This is a genomic window from Sphingomonas rhizophila (assembly GCF_014396585.1).
Classification (GTDB): Bacteria; Pseudomonadota; Alphaproteobacteria; order Sphingomonadales; family Sphingomonadaceae; genus Sphingomicrobium; species Sphingomicrobium rhizophilum.
The window spans coordinates 1,172,081-1,190,826 of sequence record NZ_CP060717.1; the positions used below are offsets into that span (position 1 = coordinate 1,172,081).

Genomic DNA, 18,746 nt, shown 5'->3' on the forward strand with positions numbered 1-18,746 from the left:
ACGAAGCGGATGCGACTCAGAACAGCGAACTCGCGGCGTTGGCGGTAAGCGTCCCGAGCGGACCGATCAGGAGGTAGCCGAGCGGCGACACGAACAGCGCCGCCAGAAGGATGAGGATGCCTTCGAGGTCGGTGCGTGCCTTCCGGAACGGACGGCCCGGCGCGTCGAAATACATCAGCTTGACGACCTTCAGGTAATAGAAGGCGCCCACCACCGTTCCTAGGATGCCGACGACGGCCAGCGGGATAAGGCCTTCCGCGACCGCCGCCTGGAACACCATCAGCTTCGGCCAGAAGCCGAACAGCGGAGGAATGCCGGCGAGGCTGAACATGAACACCGCCAGAGCGGCCGCCAGCCAGGGCCGCGACTGCGACAGGCCTGACAGACTGTCCATGCTTTCCAAGGGTTCGCCATCCTCGCCGCGCATACGCAGCACGCAAAGAAATGCGCCGAGCGTCATGACAACGTAGACCGCCATGTAGAACAACACCGACGACGCGCCGCGTGGGCCGCCGGCGACGAGGCCAATCAACGCAAAGCCGACGTTGTTGATCGACGAATAGGCGAGCAGCCGCTTGATGTTGGTCTGGCCGTACGCCGCCACCGCACCAAGGATGATCGAGGCCAGCGAAGCGAAGATGATGATCTGGCGCCACGCGTCGATCGCCGGCGCCAGCGCATCGAGGCAGACGCGAACCGACAGCAGCACGGCGGCAACCTTCGGCGCCGAGGCGAAGAAGGCAGTAACCGGGGTCGGCGCGCCTTCGTAGACGTCCGGCGTCCACATGTGGAACGGAACAGCGCTGGTCTTGAAGGCGAGGCCGGCGAGCAGGAAAACGAGGCCGAACAGCAGGCCGAGCGAGTGAGTCCCCTCGCGCGCGAAGGCAGAGGCGATGCCGCTGAACTGGGTCGTGCCGGTAAATCCGTAGAGTAGCGAGATGCCGTAGAGCAGGATGCCCGAGGCCAGCGCGCCGAGGACGAAATATTTTAGGCCCGCCTCGGCCGACCGGTCGTCGGTTCGGCGGTAGGAGGCGAGGACATAGGCCGACAGGCTCTGAAGCTCGAGGCCGACGTAGAGGGTAACGAGGCTGGTCGCCGAGACCATCACCGCCATGCCGACCGCGCTAAACAGGATCAGCACCGGATATTCGGCGCCATGCTCGAAGTCGCGCTCGAACCAGCCATGTGCGGCGACGATCGCCACCGCCGCGCACAGGAAAATGAGCAGCTTGCCGAACGCTCCGAACCCGTCGGCGGCGATCAGGCCACCGAACAGGGCGCCGTCGGTCTGCGGCGGGCCGATGAGGCTGACCGCCGCGGCCAGCAGCAGCGCGATCGCGGCCCAGCTCGTCACACCCGCCGAGCGGCGGCCGGCGAAGGCGGCGACCATCATCAGCACGATCGCGCCGATGGTCAGAATGGCTTCGGGAAGGATGGCGGCGAAGTTCATCAGTGGGCCTCCGCCGGGGCGTGTTCGGCCGGCGCGCCGTGGGGCGCAGCGGTGACCGGCTTGCCGGGAATGACATGGGCATCGCCCCTCGGCGCGGCGCGCTCGATGCGGGTCAGCAGGCGCCCGACATCCTCACGCATCGGCCGCATGAAGCTTTCGGGATAGATGCCCATCCACAATACGCAGGCCGCGATCGGGGCGAGCAGCCACAGTTCGCGCGCGTCGAGATCGGGCATCGCCGCTGCGTCGGCATTGCGCTGCGTGCCGTAGACGACGCGCCAGTAGAGATAGAGCATATAGGCCGCGCCAAGGATGATGCCGGTGGTCGCGACCACCGCCGCCCATGACGACGCCTCGTAGGTGCCCACCAGGCTGAGGAACTCGCCGACGAAACCGCTGGTGCCGGGCAGGCCGACGCTGGCCATGGTGAACAACATGAAGAACAGCGCATACTTCGGCATGTTGTCGGCCAAACCGCCGTAGCGCGCGATCTCGCGGGTGTGGAGCCGGTCGTAAATCACGCCGACGCACAGGAACAGCGCACCCGACACCAGGCCGTGGCTCAGCATGACGATCAGCGCGCCTTCGATCCCCTGCCGGTTGAAGGCGAACAGGCCGAACGTGACGAACGCCATGTGGGCGACCGACGAATAGGCGATCAGCTTCTTCATGTCGTGCTGGACCAGCGCGATCAGCGAGGTGACGACCACCGCGATGCCGCTGAGGACGAACACGAACGGCATGAACTGAGCGGACGCTTCCGGGAACATCGGCAGGCTGAAGCGGATGAAGCCATAGCCGCCCATCTTGAGAAGCACGCCGGCGAGGATGACCGAACCGGCGGTCGGCGCCTGGACGTGCGCGTCGGGAAGCCAGGTGTGGACCGGCCACATCGGCATCTTGACCGCGAAACTGGCGAAGAAGGCAAGCCACAGCCACCATTGCAGGCCGGGCGCGAAGTCGTAGGCCATCAGCTCGGGGATCGACGACGTGCCGGCGATGCCGATCATCACCAGCATCGCGATCAGCATCAGCACCGATCCGGCCAGCGTATAGAGGAAGAATTTGTAGCTGGCCTTGATCCGCTCGACGCCGCCCCAGATGCCGATGATCAGGTACATCGGGATCAGGCCACCTTCGAAGAAGATGTAGAACAACAGCAGGTCCTGCGCGGCGAACACGCCAATCATCAGCGCCTCCATCAGGAGGAACGCCGCCATATATTCGGGCACGCGCTTGTCGATCGCGCGCCACGACGCGCCGATGCAGATCGGCATCAGGAACACGCTGAGCATGATCAGCATCAGCGCGATGCCGTCGATGCCGAGCGCCCAGCTGACCGGAAGGCCGGTCCCCAGTTGCTCGACGAACTGCCACTGCGCGCCCGCCGGGTCATAAGACGCCCATAGGCCGATGCCGAGGGCGAGATCGGCCAGCGTCGCGATCAGCGCCAGCCAGCGTGCGCCGTTGGCGTTAAGGAACAGCGCGACGATCCCCGCGATCAGCGGGATGGCGATCATCAGCGACAGGATCGGCAGTCCGGTCATGCCACCCACCAGAAAACCCAGGTAGCCGCGCCGATCAGGCCAAGAAGCATCACCAGCGCATAGTTGGTGACGTAACCCGACTGGAACCGCGTCGTGATCCGGTTGCCGACGCCGACCAGCGCCGCCGCGCCATGCGGTCCGAAGCGGTCGATGGTCTGCTCGTCACCGCGCTTCCAGAACAGGCGGCCAAGCGCCATCGCCGGACGGACGAAGATCGCGTCGTAGAGTTCGTCGAAATACCATTTGTGCATGAGGAAACGGTGCAGTCCCGGGAATTGCGCGACGAACGCGGCGGGGGCGCCGGGCACGCGAATATAATTGCGATAAGCGATGGCGAGGCCGATGAGCATCACGGCGAACGGCGTGTACTTCACCCATTTCGGCACCTCGTGCATGGCGTGGGCAAGGTGCTCGTTGAACGCGAGGCTGTGGTTCCAGAACTCGCCGGCCGTTTCCGGTTCAATGAAGCTGTGCGCGAAGGTGAAGCCCGCCGCGACCGCGCCGAGCGCCAGCAGGGCGAGCGGCGCCAGCATCGTCCACGGGCTTTCGTGCGGATGATAGCCGGCGGTGCCTTCGACAACCCTGGCGCCATGGTCGTGAGCGCTGTCGTGATCCGACGCCTCCTCCGATTCATCCTCGTGATGGTGATGAACCGCGTGCTGGATGTGCTCGCTGCCCGCCCAGCGTGCCTTGCCGAAGAAGGTCAGGAAGATAAGGCGCCAGCTGTAGAAGCTGGTCAGGAGCGCGGCGAAGGCGCCAAGGAAGAAGGCAATGTTGCCGTGGACCGTGCCGCTGGCGAATGCGCTCTCCAGGATCGCGTCCTTCGAATAGTAGCCGGCAAAACCGAGTCCGAACAGGCCGACGCCAGTGATCGCCAGCGTGCCCGCGACCATCGTCCAGAAGGTGATCGGGATCTCTTTCCTCAGCGCGCCGTAATAACGCATGTCCTGTTCATGGTGCATCGCGTGGATGACCGAGCCGGCGCCGAGGAACAGCAGCGCCTTGAAAAAGGCGTGGGTAAACAGGTGGAACATCGCCGCGCCATAGGCGCCGACGCCGGCGGCGAAGAACATGTAGCCGAGCTGCGAACAGGTCGAATAGGCGATGACCCGCTTGATGTCGTTTTGCACGGTGCCGACGGTCGCGGCGAAGATGCAGGTCGCGGCGCCGACGTAGGTGACGACGGTCATCGCGGTCGGCGACACGTCGAACATCGGCGACAGGCGGCACACCATGAACACGCCGGCCGTGACCATCGTCGCGGCGTGGATCAGCGCGCTGACCGGGGTCGGGCCCTCCATCGCGTCGGGAAGCCAGGTGTGCAGGCCGAGCTGGGCCGACTTGCCCATCGCGCCGACGAACAGCAGCAGGCAGAGCAGCGTCATCGTGTCGACGCGCAGGCCGGCAAAGCCGATCGTCGAACCGGCCATGCCGGGAGCGGCCGCAAGGATGGCCGGAATCGACACGGTGTTGAACACCAGGAAGGTTCCGAAGATGCCGAGCGAGAAACCAAAGTCGCCGACGCGATTGACGACGAACGCCTTCAGCGCCGCGGCGTTGGCCGACGGCTTGTGGTACCAGAAGCCGATCAGCAGGTAGGAAGCGAGACCCACCCCTTCCCAGCCGAAAAACATCTGCACCAGGCTGTCGGCGGTGACCAGCATCAGCATGGCGAAGGTGAACAGCGACAGATAGGCGAAAAAGCGCGGCTGGCTGGGATCCTCGTCCATGTAGCCCCAGCTGTAGAGATGGACGAGGCTGGACACGCTGGTAACGACGACCAGCATCACGGCGGTCAGCGCGTCGACGCGGAGCGCCCAATCGACGCTCATCGCGTCGGAGCGGATCCAGTCGAGCACCGGCACGACCGTCGGCTCGGCGCTATGTGCGACGAAGTTGAGGAAGATCGGCCAGCTGAGCAGGCAGCTGATGAACAGCGCGCCAGTGGTCACGACCTTGGCCGGCACCTTGCCGATGACGCGACCGCCGAGGCCCGCGACCAGCGCGGCCAGCAGCGGCAGGAAGACGATCAGCTTGATGGACAGGTCGAGAGGCATCAGCCGCGCATCCGGTTGACGTCGTCGACCGCGATCGAGCCGCGGCGACGGAAGAAAATGACAAGGATGGCGAGGCCGATCGCGGCCTCGGCGGCGGCAACGGTCAGGACAAACATCGCGAAAATCTGGCCGGTGATGTCGCTCAGATAGGCGCTGAACGCGACCAGGTTGATGTTCACCGCCAGCAGGATCAGTTCGATCGCCATCAGCATCAGGATGATGTTGCGGCGGTTGATGAAGATGCCGAGCACCCCGATCGTGAACAGGATCGCGGCGACAGTCAGATAGTGCATCAGGCCGATCACAGCTTCATCCCCTCGCCAACACCCGGATTGAGGTTCCGAACCGCTTCCTTCGGATCACGATCGACCTGGCGGCTGATTTTCTGCCCGCGAACGTCGCCGCGGCTGCGGTGGGTCAGGACGATCGCGCCGATCATGGCGACCAGCAGGATCAGGCCGGCCAATTCGAACGGGAACAGGTAACGGCCGTAGAGCGCCGCGCCGACGGCTTCGATATTCGGCTGGCTGGCGGCCACAGGTGCGCCCTCGGTGACCGGACCGGCCTTCCACGCCGCTGCAGCCAACACCATTTCGGCCAGCAGCACCAGCGCGATCAGGATCCCGAACGGCAAGTTCTTGGAAAAGCCGGAGCGCAGAGCCGCGAAGTCGATGTCCAGCATCATGACGATGAACAGGAACAGGACGGCGACCGCGCCGACATAGACGATCACCAGCAGCATGGCGATGAACTCGGCACCCAGCAACAGCATCAGGCCGGCCGCGTTGAAGAATGCGACGATCAGCCATAGCACGCTGTGGACCGGGTTACGCGCGAAGATGACCAGCACCGCCGAAGCGATGGTGAGCGTCGCGAACAGGTAAAATGCGAGGGTAGCGATCATGAGGTTGCGCGCCGCCTACCGGTAAGCCGCATCGGCGGCAAGATTGGCGGCAATCGCGCTTTCCCAGCGGTCACCGTTAGCCAGCAGCTTGGCCTTGTCGTAGAGCAATTCCTCGCGCGTTTCGGTCGCGAATTCCAGGTTCGGCCCCTCGACGATGGCATCCACCGGGCACGCTTCCGCGCACAGGCCGCAATAGATGCACTTCACCATGTCGATGTCGTAACGCGTCGTCCGGCGGCTGCCGTCGGCGCGCGGCTCGGCCTCGATCGTGATCGCCTGCGCCGGGCAGATCGCCTCGCACAGCTTGCACGCGATGCAGCGCTCCTCGCCGTTCGGATAGCGGCGAAGCGCATGCTCACCGCGAAAGCGCGGCGACTGCGGCACCTTCTCGTACGGATAGTTGATCGTCGCCTTTGGCTTGAAGAAATACTTCAATGTCAGGACGTGCGCCTTCACGAATTCCCACAGGGTGAAGGCCTTGATGGTGCGGGCGATCATACGGGCAACCCCTGGGTTTTGATCATCAGCCAGCCCGAAATGAGCACGACAAACAGCAGCGACAGCGGCAGGAAGATTTTCCAGCCCAACCGCATCAGCTGGTCGTAGCGGTACCTCGGCACGGTCGCCTTCACCCATCCGAAGACGAAGAAGAAGAAGGCCATCTTGGCGAACAGCCAGATGATGCCGGGGACGGCGTAGAGGAAACCGATGTTGAGCGGCGGCAGGAACCCGCCCCAGAACAGGATGGCGTTCAGCGCGCACATCAGGATGACGTTGGCATATTCGCCGAGCCAGAACAGCGCGAAGCTCATCGACGAATATTCGGTCTGGTGCCCGGCGACGAGCTCGCTTTCCGCCTCGACCAGGTCGAACGGCGTGCGAAAAGTCTCGGCCATCGAGCTGATCAGGAACACCACCGCCATCGGGAACAGTAGCGGATTGAAGCCAAAGCCGTTCAGCAGGCCGAAACCGATGTTGCCCTGCTGCTTCATGACGATGTCGGTGAGGTTGAAGCTGCCCGAATAGAGCACGACGCAAATCAGGACGAAGCCGATCGACACTTCGTAGCTGACCATCTGCGCCGCCGCGCGGAGCGCCGAGAAGAAGGGATATTTGGAGTTGGACGCCCAGCCGGCGATGATCACGCCGTAGACGCCCAGGCTGCTCGCGGCGAGGATGTAGAGCAGGCCGACGTTGATGTCGGTCAGCACCACGCCGACGTCGAACGGCACCACCGCCCACACGATCAGCGCGACCGTGAAGGTGATGATCGGCGCGATCAGGAACAGGCCCTTGTTCGCGCTCGACGGGACGATGGTTTCTTTCAGAAACACCTTCAGCCCGTCGGCGAAGCTTTGCAGCAGGCCCCAGGGACCGACAACGTTCGGCCCGCGCCGCAGCGCGATCGCCGCCCAGATCTTGCGTTCGGCATAGATGACCATCGCCACCGCCAGCATCAGCGGCAGGGCGATGACTAGGATGCCGATGATCGTCGCCAGGAACCACGCCCAGCCGTAAACCATGCCGTGAGAGACGAAGAAGTCGGTCACTCGGCCGCCTCCTCGTAGACAACGCCGTGGACGATTTCGTCGGAGCAGCGGCGCATCGTCGGGCTGGCGCGGCAGATCGCGTTGGTCAGGTAGAAGTCCTTGACCGGATAACCGACCGGGCCTTCGGCCTTGGCGTCGAGCGTTGGCGGCGACCAGGGCATTTCGACGATACCGTCGGTGGCAAGCGCCGGCACGTCGGCGACCATCGCCGCGCGAAGCTGGTCGAAGCGGTCGAACGGCAGCGGCTTGCCGATGAGGTCGCTGACCGCGCGGAAGATCGTCCAGTCCTCGCGCGCATCGCCCGGCGGGAAGACGGCGCGCTCGCCGCGCTGTACCCGGCCCTCGATGTTGACCCAGGTACCGTGCTTTTCGGCATAGGTCGCGCCTGGCAGCACTAGGTCCGCCTGCGCCGCGCCCGCATCGCCGTGGTGGCCGACATAGACTTTGAATGCCTTGCCAAAACGCTTGGAACCGACCTCGTCCGCGCCGAGCAAAAGCACCAGCTTCGGGTTGGCTTCTTCAATGTCGGCGATGCCGCCGGGCTGGGCGTAGCCAAGCATCAGGCTTGCCATCCGCGCCGCAGCGATGTGCAACACGTTGAAGCCATTCCAAGTATCCCTGACGAACGGCCCCGCCGCCTTGAGCGCCGCGCCTAGCGCGCCAGCGCCGAGCGCGCCCGGTCCGACGATCATCACCGGACGCTCGGCGGCAGCCAAAGCGTCGGCGGCCGACTTTGGCAGCCTGCCGAGCAGCTTCAGGTCATCGCCCAGCCATTCCGCTTTGTAGGTAAGATCCGCCTCGGCGCCGATCGCGAACACCCGAGCGCCACGCCGAACCGCCTTGCGCAGGCGGGTATTGACCAGCGACGCCTCGAACCGCGGGTTGCTTCCGACCAGCAGGATGTAATCCGCCGTCTCCAGCGCCGACAGCGGCGTGTTAAACCGCACCGCGGCCAGCGACGTCACATCATAGTCGAGGCCCGTCTGCCGCCCTTCGAGCAGGTTCGATCCCTGCCCCGCCAGCAGCGCCTTCGCGGCATACATCGTCTCGGCGTCGAGCAGGTCGCCGGCGATCGCCGCGACGTCCTTGCCGGCCTTCTTGAGCTGGCCCGCGAACATGTCGAGCGCCTCGCCCCAGCTGGCTTCGCGCAGCTTCCCGCCCTCGCGCACCCACGGGCGGTCGAGCCTGTTGCGGACCAGCGCGTCGACATGATGGCGGGTCTTGTCGCTCGCCCACTCCTCGTTCACGTCGTCGTTGATGCGCGGCAGGATGCGCATTACCTGACGCCCGCGCACATCCATGCGGATGTTGGTGCCGACCGCGTCCATGACGTCGATGCCGGGAACCTTCTTCAGCTCCCACGGCCGCGCCTCGAAGCTGTAGGGCCGCGACAGCAGCGCGCCGACTGGGCAAAGATCGACGAGGTTGCCCGACAACTCGCTGACCAGCGCCTTTTCGAGGTAGCTGGTGATCTGGCTGTCCTCGCCGCGATACAGCATGCCCATTTCGGGCGTGCCGGCGACTTCCTCGCTGAAGCGGACGCAGCGGGTGCACTGGATGCACCGGGTCATCGCCGTCTTGACGATCGGACCCATATATTTGTCTTCGACCGCGCGCTTCATCTCGTCGTAGCGCGAGTGGCCGCGGCCATAGGCCATCGCCTGGTCCTGGAGGTCGCATTCGCCGCCCTGGTCGCAGATCGGGCAATCGAGCGGGTGGTTGATGAGCAGGAACTCCATCACCCCTTCGCGCGCCTTCTTGACCATCGGCGTGTCGGTGCGGATCGTTTGCCCGTCGGCAGCCGGAAGCGCACACGACGCCTGCGGCTTGGGCGGCCCCGGCGCGACCTCGACCAGGCACATGCGGCAGTTGCCGGCGATGCTCAGCCGCTCGTGATAGCAGAAACGCGGGACTTCCTTGCCGGCGAGCTCGCACGCCTGAAGCACGGTCGCACCCTGCGGCACCTCGATCTCGAGGCCGTCGACAGTAACCTTGGGCATCAGTTCGCTCCCGCCGCGGTCACGCGCGGCGCCATGGCAAGACGGTAAAAATTCAGTGCGATCGTCCCGCGCAACGCGAAGCGGTTGACCGACAGTGGCGCACCCGTGGCGACACACCCGGTCAACGCCGTGCCGAGGCCACCAATGGCATTCTTTTCCTCGTCGCTTTCGACCGGCGTCCGGAGAAGCCGAAGGGCCGCGCCGGGATTGGCGCGAACCACGCATTCGCCGAGCGGCGACAAGGTGGCGTAAGCCGTTGCGGCTTGCGCGAAGGCGTTCCAGCGCTCGACCCGGGCCGGATCAGCGGCGACGACCGCGGGCATCGGCCGGTCCACAAACGGGCGATGGGCCAGCGGTGCAACGGCGGCGAGATCCGCCGGCGGAGCCTTGATATCTGCAGCCACAAGGGCATCCGCAAACCCGTACCGCATCTGCACCGCAGTCGCGCGCATCCGGCTTCGGTCAGGCATGCAATCGCTGATGTTCAGCCCTCGTCACGGCCAATCGGTCCGTCGCCGAGGACCGCGCGAGCCGCCGCGTCATGTTTCCGCCGGACGATGCAACGCGAATATTCGGCCAGCACGGCACGGCTGACGCCCTGGCTGGCGGCGGGAACCTCGCGCGGCACCACGGTCGGCCCGGCGCGAACCGCGGACGGTGCCGCCTGGGCGGCCAAAAGCGAGAGTGCGAGGGCTGACATCATCGCGAGGCTCCACGCGAAGCTTCGGCGAGACGGATGAAGTTGTCGGCAACGGCACCGCGGATCATGTCGAGGTCGAGCGTCGCCTTCCGGTCGGCCGGCAAACAGGTAGCGAGCGACGGGCGCAACCCGCCGAGCGCAGCACGTTCATCAGGGCTGGCGACGTCGGTCAGCAGGAACTTGTGAGCGGCGGCCGGATTGCGTCGCACGACACAATCCCCGAATACTTCCATGAAATCGAAAACGGCCTTTTCCTGCCTCGCCTCGGTCAGCGCGCGCGGGCCGAGATTGCGGAAACGCGCGCTGCTCATGAAACCGGCCTCGTCGAATGGCCGCTTCGTGTGGACGAGCGCGGGGGCACTGGCCATCGTCGCCGGATATGTGGTCGGGTAGCTCTGGCGAACCAGGGCATTCGCCACGCCATATCGGATCAGGTCGACATTGCCGCGAAGCGTTTCGACGTAGCGATAGGCATCGCCCTTCATGCAGGCCGGGTCGACCGCTCGGCCCATCGTCTTGTAAATCGTGCGCGCCGTCGTGCGATCGAGAACGAATGCCGTCGCTTCGACCGGCTTGGACTCAGCGATACAGCGGTAATAGGACGCGCCCGCCTTGCGCAGCGCGACCTTGTCGAGCGGCGCGGCGGCATGGGCAACCGAGCCCACGGCGGCCATCATCACCAACAGAAGGGAACGGCGCACGATCATTCCGCAGCCTCCCGCACGCCGCCTTCGCGTTCGACGATGCGGCGTTCGATCTCGGGGCGAAAATGCTTGATCAGGCCCTGGATCGGCCAGGCGGCGGCGTCACCGAGCGCGCAGATGGTGTGGCCCTCGACCTGCTTGGTGACGTCGTACAGCCGGTCGATCGCGCCGATGTCGGCGTCGCCGGTGCGCAGCCGCTCCATCGTCCGCCACATCCAGCCGGTTCCCTCGCGGCACGGCGTGCACTGGCCGCAGCTTTCATGCTTGTAGAAATAGCTGATACGGCTGATCGCGCGAACGATGTCGGTCGACTTGTCCATGACGATGACGGCGGCGGTGCCCAGACCGGAGCCGAGCGCCTTCAGCCCGTCGAAGTCCATGGGCGCGTCCATGATCTGCTCGGCCGGGACGAGCGGTACCGACGATCCGCCGGGGATGACGGCGAGTAGGTTGTCCCAGCCGCCACGGATGCCGCCCGCGTGCTTGTCGATCAGTTCGCGGAACGGGATCGACATCGCCTCTTCGACCACGCACGGCTTGTTCACATGGCCGCTGATCTGGAACAGCTTGGTGCCGGCATTGCCCTCACGGCCGAAGCTCTTGAACCACTCCGCGCCGCGGCGGAGGATCGTCGGGACCACCGCAATGCTCTCGACATTGTTGACCGTCGTCGGGCAGCCGTAGAGGCCGGCGCCCGCGGGGAACGGCGGCTTGAGGCGCGGTTTGCCGGGCTTGCCTTCCAGGCTTTCCAGCATCGCGGTCTCTTCGCCGCAGATATAGGCCCCTGCCCCGCGATGGACGAACAGGTCGAAGTCGTACCCCGAGCCCGCCGCGTTCTTGCCCAGCAGGCCGGCGGCATAGGCCTCCGCCACCGCGTTCCGCAGCGCCTCGGTTTCGCGGATGAATTCGCCGCGGACGTAGATATAGCCAGCGCGCGCGCGCATCGCGAAACCGGCGATCAGCGCCCCTTCGACCAGCTTGTGCGGGTCGTGGCGCAGGATTTCGCGGTCCTTGCAACTGCCCGGTTCGGACTCGTCGGCGTTGATGACCAGGAAGTTCGGCCGGCCCGGCGTCGGCGCCTTGGGCATGAAGCTCCACTTCATGCCGGTCGGGAAGCCGGCGCCGCCGCGCCCGCGAAGGCCCGATGCCTTGACGATCTCGATGATCTGGTCCTGGCCAATCTTCATCAGGTCGGCGGTCTTGTCCCAGTCGCCGCGCGCCTCCGCGTCCTTCAGCCCGGCGGACTGAAAGCCGTAGACGTTGGTGAAGATGCGGTCCTTGTCGGTCAGGCTGGTGATGCCGGTCATGCCGCGCCCCCTGCATCAGGAACCAGGCGACCGCAATCACGATCGCGGCGATAACCGCGAACTTGATCACGCCCGTGACGAAGCGGAACGCTAGGAATGCCAGCACGACGGCGACGATGATGGCGGCGACGCTCATTTGAGGCGCTTTCCGCCCAGATAGTTCTGCGCGACCATCACCGCGCCGACGCACAGCGCCAGGATGATGGCGATCTTGGCGAGCTTCAGCACTACGCCGATGACGACGATGGCGATGATCGCGAGAATGGCAAAGCCGATCACTGCGCGGCACCCTTCCAGCTAAAGATGGCCAGGCCGCCGAACAATACGCCGAGGATGATCCACACGACCCAATCGTCACCGCGAATGAGCTTCAGCAGCCCAAGCGCGAGGAAGATGCCGCCGAGGAGCGGAAAGCCCTTCTTCTGCACCGCGCCCATTACCACTGCCCCGATAGTCGTAGTTGCGCTCGGCCATCTTCTTCAGCGTGGTCGGCCCGCCTTCGGGGCAGCTGGTGGTGCGGTCGACTTGCGGGCCCGGCTTGACCTTCTGCCCGGCGGCGAGCGCGTCGAGGACGCGGCCCATGCTGTCCTCGGTCAGGTCCTCGAAATTGTCGTCGTTGATCTGGACCATCGGCGCATTGGCGCAGGCGCCGAGGCACTCGACCTCGGTCAATGTGAACAGGCCGTCGTCGGTGGTGTGGCCCTTCTTGAGCCCGCGCTTGAAACAGGCCGACAGCACATCGTCCGACCCGCGCAGCATGCACGGCGTGGTCCCGCACACCTGGACATGGAATTTCCCGACCGGGGCCAAATTGAACATGGTGTAGAAGCTGGCGACTTCCTGCACGCGAACCGGCGGCATATCGAGCTGCCGCGCGACGAACTCGATCACCGGGATCGGCAGCCAGCCCTGCGTCCCCGTCATCTCACCGACCTGCCGCTGGGCAAGGTCGAGGAACGGGATCGATGCCGACGCCTGCCGCCCGTCCGGGTAACGCGTCAGGATGTCCGCCGCCGCTTTGGCACGCGGCGCATCCCACGCGAACGAGTCCCACTCGGCGCGAAGCTCAGGAGTGTCGGCAGCAAAAGCGCGCTCAGCCATTAGCGGTCACACTCCCCGAAGACGACGTCGATCGCTGACAGCACCGCGGTCGTATCCGCCAGCATGTGGCCCTTCATCATGAAATCCATCGCCTGCAGGTGGCTGAACGCGGTCGGGCGGATCTTGCAGCGGTAGGGTTTGTTGGTTCCGTCGGCGACCAGATAGACGCCGAACTCGCCCTTGGGGCTTTCGGTCGCGACATACACTTCGCCGGCGGGGACGTGATAACCCTCGGTGTACAGCTTGAAGTGGTGGATCAGCGCTTCCATCGACGTCTTCATTTCCGCGCGCTTGGGCGGGAAGACCTTGCGGTCGAGGCTGCCGATCGGGCCTTCCGGCATGTCCTTCAGGCACTGGCGCATGATGCGCGCGGATTGGCGCACCTCCTCGACACGGACCATGAAGCGATCGTAGCAGTCGCCCTTGGTGCCGGTCGGAATGTCGAACTCCATCCGGTCGTAGACCTCGTAGGGCTGCGAGCGACGCAGGTCCCACGGGATGCCCGCGGCGCGGATCATCGGACCGCTGAAGCCCCACGCCAGCGCGTCTTCCTTGCTGACCGTGCCGATATCGACGTTGCGCTGCTTGAAGATGCGATTGTCGGCGACCAGGCTGATCGCGTCCTCGAAAATCTTCGGGAATTTGTCGAGGAAGGTCGCGATCTGGTCGAGCACCTTCGGCGGAATGTCCTGGTGGACACCGCCGACGCGGAAATAGTTGGCGTGCATCCGCGCGCCCGACACCGCCTCGTACAGTTGCAGCGTGTCTTCGCGCACTTCGAACAGCCACAGGTTCGGCGTCATCGCGCCGACGTCCATGATATGGCTGCCAAGGTTCAGCATGTGGTTGGAGATACGGGTCAGCTCCGCCATCAGCACACGGATGTATTGCGCGCGTAAGGGAACCTCGAGGCCCATCAGCTTCTCGACCGCCAGCACGTAGCTGTGCTCCATGCACATCGGCGAGCAGTAATCGAGCCGGTCGAAGTAAGGCAGCGCCTGTGCGTAGGTCTTGTATTCGATCAGCTTTTCGGTGCCGCGATGGAGCAGGCCGACGTGCGGGTCGATACGCTCGACGATTTCACCGTCCAGCTCCATGATCAGGCGCAGCACGCCGTGCGCGGCCGGATGCTGCGGGCCGAAGTTGATCGTGTAGTTGCTGACGGTCTCGTCGCCCGCGGTCGGCTTGTCGCCGGTCGGAGCCCCAACCATCAGGTCGACGGTCGTCGTCATTCTTGACCCTTCTTCGGCGCGGCCGGCTTCTTCGGGGCGCGCGGCTTGGCAGCGGCCTTCGGCGCCTTGTCGGCCTTGGGCGGCTTCGGCGCGGCCGGCGATTTCTTCTTGGCCTCGGTATTCGCCGGTTCGCCCGCGCCGGTCTTGGCGGGCGTGTCGGTCGTCTTGGGCGTCGGCGGCGGGGCCTTGGCCGCAGGCGGCGGCGAGGCAGGCGCTGGCGCGGGGCTCGGAGCGCCCGGGGCCTGGGCGGCCTTCTCGTCACCCGGAAGAACGTACTCGGGCCCTTCCCACGGCATCAGGAAGTCGAAGGTGCGGAAGTCCTGCGGCAGCTGCACCGGCTCATAGACCACGCGCTTCTCCGCTTCGGAGTAACGAAGCTCGACATGGCCCGTCAGCGGGAAGTCCTTGCGCTGCGGATGGCCCTCGAACCCATAGTCGGTGAGGATCCGGCGAAGGTCGGGATTGCCGCTGAAGATGACGCCGTACATGTCGAACACTTCCCGCTCGAGCCAGCCGGCGACCGGCCACAGGCCCGTCAGGCTCGGCACCGGCGTCTCCTCGTCGGTCGAGACCTTCAGCCGGACGCGATGATTCTCGGTTACCGACAGGAAGTGGTAGACGACCTCGAACCGCTCGGGGCGCTCGGGATAGTCGACGCCGGCAATTTCCATCAGCTGCTGATAACCGAACCGGTCGCGAAGCGTCCGCGCCGCCTCGACCAGGCCGTCGCGGGTAACCGTGATCGTCAATTCTCCGACATGGTCCTTGCGCGCGACGAACGCGCCGCCGATCGCCGTGCCGAAGGCGTCCGCGAAGCCGTCACGCTCCTTGATCAGCGGGGCCGCGCTGCTCATCGCTCAATCGACCCTTCGCGGCGGATTTTCCGCTGCAGCTGCATGATGCCGTAAAGCAGCGCCTCCGCCGTCGGCGGGCACCCGGGGACGTAGATGTCGACGGGCACGATGCGATCGCAACCGCGCACCACCGAATAGCTGTAGTGGTAATAGCCGCCACCGTTGGCGCAGCTGCCCATCGAGATGACGTACTTCGGTTCGGCCATCTGGTCGTAGACCTTGCGCAGCGCCGGGGCCATCTTGTTGCACAGCGTGCCGGCGACGATCATCACGTCACTCTGGCGCGGGGACGCGCGCGGGGCGACGCCGAACCGCTCCAGATCGTAGCGCGGCATGTTGACGTGGATCATCTCGACCGCGCAGCAGGCTAACCCGAAGGTCATCCACCACAACGATCCGGTCCGCGCCCAATGGACGAGGTCCTCAAGGCTGGTCACGACGAAGCCCTTCTCGTCGAGGTCGGCGCGCATCTGCTCAAAGCGCGCCTGCTCCTCGGCGGAAAGCTGGACGGTCGGCTCGGTGCGGCCGGGGGAAAGCGTCACTCCCATTCCAGCGCGCCCTTCTTCCAGGCGTAGGCCAGGCCCAGCGCCAGTTCGGCGAGGAAGACGATCATCGCGCCCCAGCCGACCCAGCCGGTCTGGTCGAGCGACACCGCCCACGGATAAAGAAACGCCGCTTCCAGGTCGAAGACGATGAATAGGATGGCGACGAGGTAGAAACGGACGTCGAACTGCGCGCGGCTGTCCTCGAACGCCGGAAATCCGCATTCATATTCGCTGAGCTTCTCGGCGGTCGGCTTGTGTGATCCGGTCAGCCGGCTGACGATCATCGGCAGGACGACGAACGCGCCCGACAGCACCAGCGCGACCATCAGGAATAACAGGATCGGGAGGTACCCGGCGGCGATCGACGACAAGAAGCTTCTCCGGAAGGGAGCAGGAATCGCGGCGGTTCCTAGAACCATGCGACACACCGGGCAAGGGCGATGGGCCCGAAATCGGGCCTTTTGTGACTAGGGAAGCGGAACCCGGACGATCGTCGCCCCGCGAGTGCGCCTGCGGCCCTTTTCGACCAGGGCCCACCCCGAATCCGCGACCACCAGCAGGGCATTGCCGAATACGGTAAGGTGGGTGGGGTCGGGCAACATCGTTCCGGTCGGCACGACCTTTGGGATGGCCTGGTCGCCCTCGACCGCGATCAGCATTAGCTTGCCCGGCGCCGATCCGTTGTAGATGCCGTAGAAGCGGCCCTTGGCACGCGTCAGCCCGTCGATCCCGCGCAGCGGCTTACCGCCGGCTTCGGGTAAGGGTGTCCGTTCGCCCTTATCGAGACTAATTCCGGACAGACCGCTCCCATAGTCTGCGGCGACCAGGCGCAGGTTGGCCGGATCGACCGCCGTTCCCTGAGCGCTCTTGCCGACTCCGGGCGCGACGAAAGTGGCAAGTCGCTTGCCGTCTGGCGTCAGGCGGTAGATGCCGCCGTTGCGGCTATCGCTGACGAAGACATGTCCTCCCGCCGCCGACACATCGCCAGGGTGGAAGTTGGGACCGGGCGTCACCGATATCTTGATCGACCCGTTGCGGCTAAGGCCGAACAGGAAGCCGCTCGGGCAGGGTCTAACGCCCGCAACCTTCGGGCAGTCGGCGGCAACCCACAGCAGCTTGCGCTGGGCATCCCACGCCATGCCCATCGGATGGAGCGCAGACTTGAACACGAAGGATTTGTCGCACCGCTGTCGGCAGACGATGATCCGGCGGTCCAGCACGCTCGACACGAACACGTCACGGCCGTCGGTGGCGATGCCTTCGACCAGCCGGTGCTGCGGCGGCACGAAATAGGCGACGGCTGTCCCGGGTACGGGTGGAGGCGGCGGCGCTGGCGCTGGCTTGGCTTGCGCGGCGGCAAGCGCACCGGCGAGCGCCAGCCCAATCACCGAAGAGACCCCGCCAGCAGCTTGTGAAGCTTGCTATGCAGGTCGGCGTTCCCCGCAAGATATTCCCGCCGCTCGAACATCCGGTCCTGCCCGCGATAGTCGCTCACGAACCCGCCCGCTTCCTTGACGAGCAGCACGCCCGCGGCGCTGTCCCAAATGTCGAGATCGTCTTCCCAGAAGCCGTCCATGCGGCCGGCGGCTACCCACGCCAGGTCGAGCGCTGCCGATCCGAAGCGGCGGATCCCGCTCACTTCGGGGCCAATCGCGCCATAGATCCGTGCCCAGCGCGCGACGTCACCACGGCCAAAGTGCGGCATCCCCGTCCCGATAACAGCCTCATCGAGGTGGCGGCGCGCCGACACGCGGAGGCGGCGATCGTGGAGCCATGCTCCCCGGCCCTTCTCCGCCCAGAACTGTTCGTCGTTGATCGGGTTATAGACCAGCGCATGGGTGATCTCGGTCTTGCCGCCGGGCTTGGTCTCCTCGACGGCGATCGCCATCGCGAAATGCGGAACGCCGTGCATGAAGTTGGCGGTGCCATCGAGCGGATCGACGATGAAGCGGGGCTTCGCCGGATCGCCGTCCAGCTCGCCCGCTTCCTCGCTCAGGATGCGCCAGTCGGGCCGCGCCTTGCGCAGTTCTTCCAGCACCGTCGTCTCGGCGCGCTTGTCGGCCATGGTGACGAAGTCGCCGGGGCCCTTGCGCGATACCTGCAGCTGCTCGACCTCGCCGAAGTCGCGACGCAGGCGCGGCGCGGCCTTCAGCGCGGCGCGCTGCATGACGGTGATGAGGCCGGAGTGGGAAACCATTAGTCGGCGCGGCGGACGTAGGTCTGTTCGTAGACGTCGACGACGATGCGCGTTCCGCTGGCGATGTGCGGCGGCACCATGATGCGCACGCCATTGTCGAGCACGGCCGGCTTGTACGAAGACGACGCCGTCTGCCCCTTCACGACCGCGTCGGCCTCGACGATCGTCGCTTCGATCGTATCGGGCAACTGCACCGAGATCGGGCGCTCGTCGTAGAGTTCCATCAGAACGTCCATGCCGTCCTGCAGGAACGCCGCGGCATCGCCCAGCAGGTCGCGTGGCAGTGTGATCTGCTCATAGCTTTCCTTGTCCATGAAGGTCAGCATGTCGCCGTCGGCGAACAGGAACTGGAAATCCTTGGTGTCCAGGCGGACGCGTTCGACCGTCTCGGCGCTGCGGAAACGGACGTTGTTCTTGCGACCGTCGATCAGGTTCTTCAATTCGACCTGCATGTAGGCGCCGCCCTTCCCCGGCTGCGTGTGCTGGATCTTCACCGCGCGCCAGATGCCGCCTTCATATTCGATGATGTTGCCGGGACGAATGTCCACGCCGCTGATCTTCATGACCGTTGAACCTGCCTGAAATGAAAAAGAGCCAG

At 65.3% G+C, this 18,746-nt stretch carries 21 protein-coding genes; all 21 read right to left on the minus strand.

What is annotated here, in order from left to right; translation table 11 throughout:
• Positions 1-16 precede the first annotated feature (16 nt).
• Positions 17-1,450 carry an NADH-quinone oxidoreductase subunit NuoN gene (gene nuoN, locus H9L12_RS05815; protein WP_187543000.1) on the minus strand — a complete coding sequence of 478 codons (1,434 nt, stop codon included), beginning with the start codon at positions 1,448-1,450 and terminating at the stop codon, positions 17-19.
• On the minus strand, positions 1,450-2,997 hold the full coding sequence (locus H9L12_RS05820; protein ID WP_187543001.1) for an NADH-quinone oxidoreductase subunit M: 1,548 nt from the start codon (positions 2,995-2,997) through the stop codon (positions 1,450-1,452). Before H9L12_RS05820 ends, nuoN begins: the two co-directional genes overlap by 1 nt.
• Entirely contained in the window at positions 2,994-5,054 is a 2,061-nt protein-coding gene (gene nuoL, locus H9L12_RS05825) for an NADH-quinone oxidoreductase subunit L (protein WP_187543002.1), read from the minus strand. Before nuoL ends, H9L12_RS05820 begins: the two co-directional genes overlap by 4 nt.
• Positions 5,054-5,359, minus strand: a complete 306-nt coding sequence (nuoK, locus tag H9L12_RS05830) for an NADH-quinone oxidoreductase subunit NuoK (protein ID WP_223177155.1) — start codon at positions 5,357-5,359, stop codon at positions 5,054-5,056. Before nuoK ends, nuoL begins: the two co-directional genes overlap by 1 nt.
• Complete coding sequence (locus H9L12_RS05835; protein ID WP_187543003.1) at positions 5,356-5,958, minus strand: NADH-quinone oxidoreductase subunit J; 603 nt, start codon at positions 5,956-5,958, stop codon at positions 5,356-5,358. The genes nuoK and H9L12_RS05835 overlap by 4 nt, the downstream gene beginning before the upstream one ends.
• 15 nt (positions 5,959-5,973) lie before the next feature.
• Positions 5,974-6,456, minus strand: a complete 483-nt coding sequence (nuoI, locus tag H9L12_RS05840) for an NADH-quinone oxidoreductase subunit NuoI (protein WP_187543004.1) — start codon at positions 6,454-6,456, stop codon at positions 5,974-5,976.
• Positions 6,453-7,508, minus strand: a complete 1,056-nt coding sequence (nuoH, locus tag H9L12_RS05845; RefSeq protein ID WP_425506806.1) for an NADH-quinone oxidoreductase subunit NuoH — start codon at positions 7,506-7,508, stop codon at positions 6,453-6,455. The genes nuoI and nuoH overlap by 4 nt, the downstream gene beginning before the upstream one ends.
• Positions 7,505-9,508: an NADH-quinone oxidoreductase subunit NuoG gene (gene nuoG, locus H9L12_RS05850; RefSeq protein ID WP_187543005.1), complete on the minus strand. Its 2,004-nt coding sequence runs from the start codon at positions 9,506-9,508 to the stop codon at positions 7,505-7,507. Before nuoG ends, nuoH begins: the two co-directional genes overlap by 4 nt.
• Positions 9,508-9,978: a hypothetical protein gene (locus tag H9L12_RS05855; protein WP_187543006.1), complete on the minus strand. Its 471-nt coding sequence runs from the start codon at positions 9,976-9,978 to the stop codon at positions 9,508-9,510. The genes nuoG and H9L12_RS05855 overlap by 1 nt, the downstream gene beginning before the upstream one ends.
• Before the next feature lie 14 nt (positions 9,979-9,992).
• A complete protein-coding gene (locus H9L12_RS05860) occupies positions 9,993-10,211 on the minus strand; it encodes a hypothetical protein (RefSeq protein ID WP_187543007.1) in 219 nt (72 codons plus the stop codon).
• The gene (locus H9L12_RS05865; RefSeq protein ID WP_187543008.1) at positions 10,208-10,909 is read right to left on the minus strand and encodes a hypothetical protein; all 702 of its coding nucleotides are present in this window, start codon (positions 10,907-10,909) and stop codon (positions 10,208-10,210) included. The genes H9L12_RS05860 and H9L12_RS05865 overlap by 4 nt, the downstream gene beginning before the upstream one ends.
• A 2-nt stretch (positions 10,910-10,911) precedes the next feature.
• Positions 10,912-12,219 (minus strand): NADH-quinone oxidoreductase subunit NuoF, encoded by a 1,308-nt coding sequence (gene nuoF / locus H9L12_RS05870; protein WP_187543009.1) that lies wholly within the window; start codon positions 12,217-12,219, stop codon positions 10,912-10,914.
• 132 nt (positions 12,220-12,351) lie between these two features.
• Positions 12,352-12,498, minus strand: a complete 147-nt coding sequence (locus H9L12_RS05875) for a hypothetical protein (protein WP_187543010.1) — start codon at positions 12,496-12,498, stop codon at positions 12,352-12,354.
• A gap of 75 nt (positions 12,499-12,573) precedes the next feature.
• Positions 12,574-13,320 carry a complex I 24 kDa subunit family protein gene (locus tag H9L12_RS05880; protein ID WP_187543011.1) on the minus strand — a complete coding sequence of 249 codons (747 nt, stop codon included), beginning with the start codon at positions 13,318-13,320 and terminating at the stop codon, positions 12,574-12,576.
• The gene (locus H9L12_RS05885; RefSeq protein ID WP_425506807.1) at positions 13,320-14,552 is read right to left on the minus strand and encodes an NADH-quinone oxidoreductase subunit D; all 1,233 of its coding nucleotides are present in this window, start codon (positions 14,550-14,552) and stop codon (positions 13,320-13,322) included. Before H9L12_RS05885 ends, H9L12_RS05880 begins: the two co-directional genes overlap by 1 nt.
• Positions 14,549-15,406, minus strand: a complete 858-nt coding sequence (locus H9L12_RS05890) for an NADH-quinone oxidoreductase subunit C (protein WP_187543012.1) — start codon at positions 15,404-15,406, stop codon at positions 14,549-14,551. Before H9L12_RS05890 ends, H9L12_RS05885 begins: the two co-directional genes overlap by 4 nt.
• On the minus strand, positions 15,403-15,954 hold the full coding sequence (locus tag H9L12_RS05895; protein WP_187543013.1) for a NuoB/complex I 20 kDa subunit family protein: 552 nt from the start codon (positions 15,952-15,954) through the stop codon (positions 15,403-15,405). Before H9L12_RS05895 ends, H9L12_RS05890 begins: the two co-directional genes overlap by 4 nt.
• Positions 15,945-16,277, minus strand: a complete 333-nt coding sequence (locus H9L12_RS05900) for an NADH-quinone oxidoreductase subunit A (RefSeq protein ID WP_246450703.1) — start codon at positions 16,275-16,277, stop codon at positions 15,945-15,947. The genes H9L12_RS05895 and H9L12_RS05900 overlap by 10 nt, the downstream gene beginning before the upstream one ends.
• Before the next feature lie 141 nt (positions 16,278-16,418).
• Entirely contained in the window at positions 16,419-17,339 is a 921-nt protein-coding gene (locus H9L12_RS05905; protein WP_187543015.1) for a hypothetical protein, read from the minus strand.
• Complete coding sequence (locus H9L12_RS05910; RefSeq protein WP_187543016.1) at positions 17,336-18,148, minus strand: inositol monophosphatase family protein; 813 nt, start codon at positions 18,146-18,148, stop codon at positions 17,336-17,338. The genes H9L12_RS05905 and H9L12_RS05910 overlap by 4 nt, the downstream gene beginning before the upstream one ends.
• Positions 18,148-18,711 carry an elongation factor P gene (gene efp / locus H9L12_RS05915; RefSeq protein WP_187543017.1) on the minus strand — a complete coding sequence of 188 codons (564 nt, stop codon included), beginning with the start codon at positions 18,709-18,711 and terminating at the stop codon, positions 18,148-18,150. The genes H9L12_RS05910 and efp overlap by 1 nt, the downstream gene beginning before the upstream one ends.
• Positions 18,712-18,746: the final 35 nt, after the last annotated feature.

Bases quoted from the DNA above. Each gene is read 5' to 3' on its own strand.
- nuoN (WP_187543000.1), bottom strand. From the start codon at position 1,450: ATGAACTTCGCCGCCATCCTTCCCGAAGCCATTCTGACCATCGGCGCG.
- H9L12_RS05820 (WP_187543001.1), bottom strand. From the start codon at position 2,997: ATGACCGGACTGCCGATCCTGTCGCTGATGATCGCCATCCCGCTGATC.
- nuoL (WP_187543002.1), bottom strand. From the start codon at position 5,054: ATGCCTCTCGACCTGTCCATCAAGCTGATCGTCTTCCTGCCGCTGCTG.
- H9L12_RS05835 (WP_187543003.1), bottom strand. From the start codon at position 5,958: ATGATCGCTACCCTCGCATTTTACCTGTTCGCGACGCTCACCATCGCT.
- nuoI (WP_187543004.1), bottom strand. From the start codon at position 6,456: ATGATCGCCCGCACCATCAAGGCCTTCACCCTGTGGGAATTCGTGAAG.
- nuoG (WP_187543005.1), bottom strand. From the start codon at position 9,508: ATGCCCAAGGTTACTGTCGACGGCCTCGAGATCGAGGTGCCGCAGGGT.
- H9L12_RS05855 (WP_187543006.1), bottom strand. From the start codon at position 9,978: ATGCCTGACCGAAGCCGGATGCGCGCGACTGCGGTGCAGATGCGGTAC.
- H9L12_RS05860 (WP_187543007.1), bottom strand. From the start codon at position 10,211: ATGATGTCAGCCCTCGCACTCTCGCTTTTGGCCGCCCAGGCGGCACCG.
- nuoF (WP_187543009.1), bottom strand. From the start codon at position 12,219: ATGACCGGCATCACCAGCCTGACCGACAAGGACCGCATCTTCACCAAC.
- H9L12_RS05880 (WP_187543011.1), bottom strand. From the start codon at position 13,320: ATGGCTGAGCGCGCTTTTGCTGCCGACACTCCTGAGCTTCGCGCCGAG.
- H9L12_RS05885 (WP_425506807.1), bottom strand. From the start codon at position 14,552: ATGACGACGACCGTCGACCTGATGGTTGGGGCTCCGACCGGCGACAAG.
- H9L12_RS05890 (WP_187543012.1), bottom strand. From the start codon at position 15,406: ATGAGCAGCGCGGCCCCGCTGATCAAGGAGCGTGACGGCTTCGCGGAC.
- H9L12_RS05895 (WP_187543013.1), bottom strand. From the start codon at position 15,954: ATGGGAGTGACGCTTTCCCCCGGCCGCACCGAGCCGACCGTCCAGCTT.
- H9L12_RS05900 (WP_246450703.1), bottom strand. From the start codon at position 16,277: ATGGTCGCGCTGGTGCTGTCGGGCGCGTTCGTCGTCCTGCCGATGATC.
- H9L12_RS05910 (WP_187543016.1), bottom strand. From the start codon at position 18,148: ATGGTTTCCCACTCCGGCCTCATCACCGTCATGCAGCGCGCCGCGCTG.
- efp (WP_187543017.1), bottom strand. From the start codon at position 18,711: ATGAAGATCAGCGGCGTGGACATTCGTCCCGGCAACATCATCGAATAT.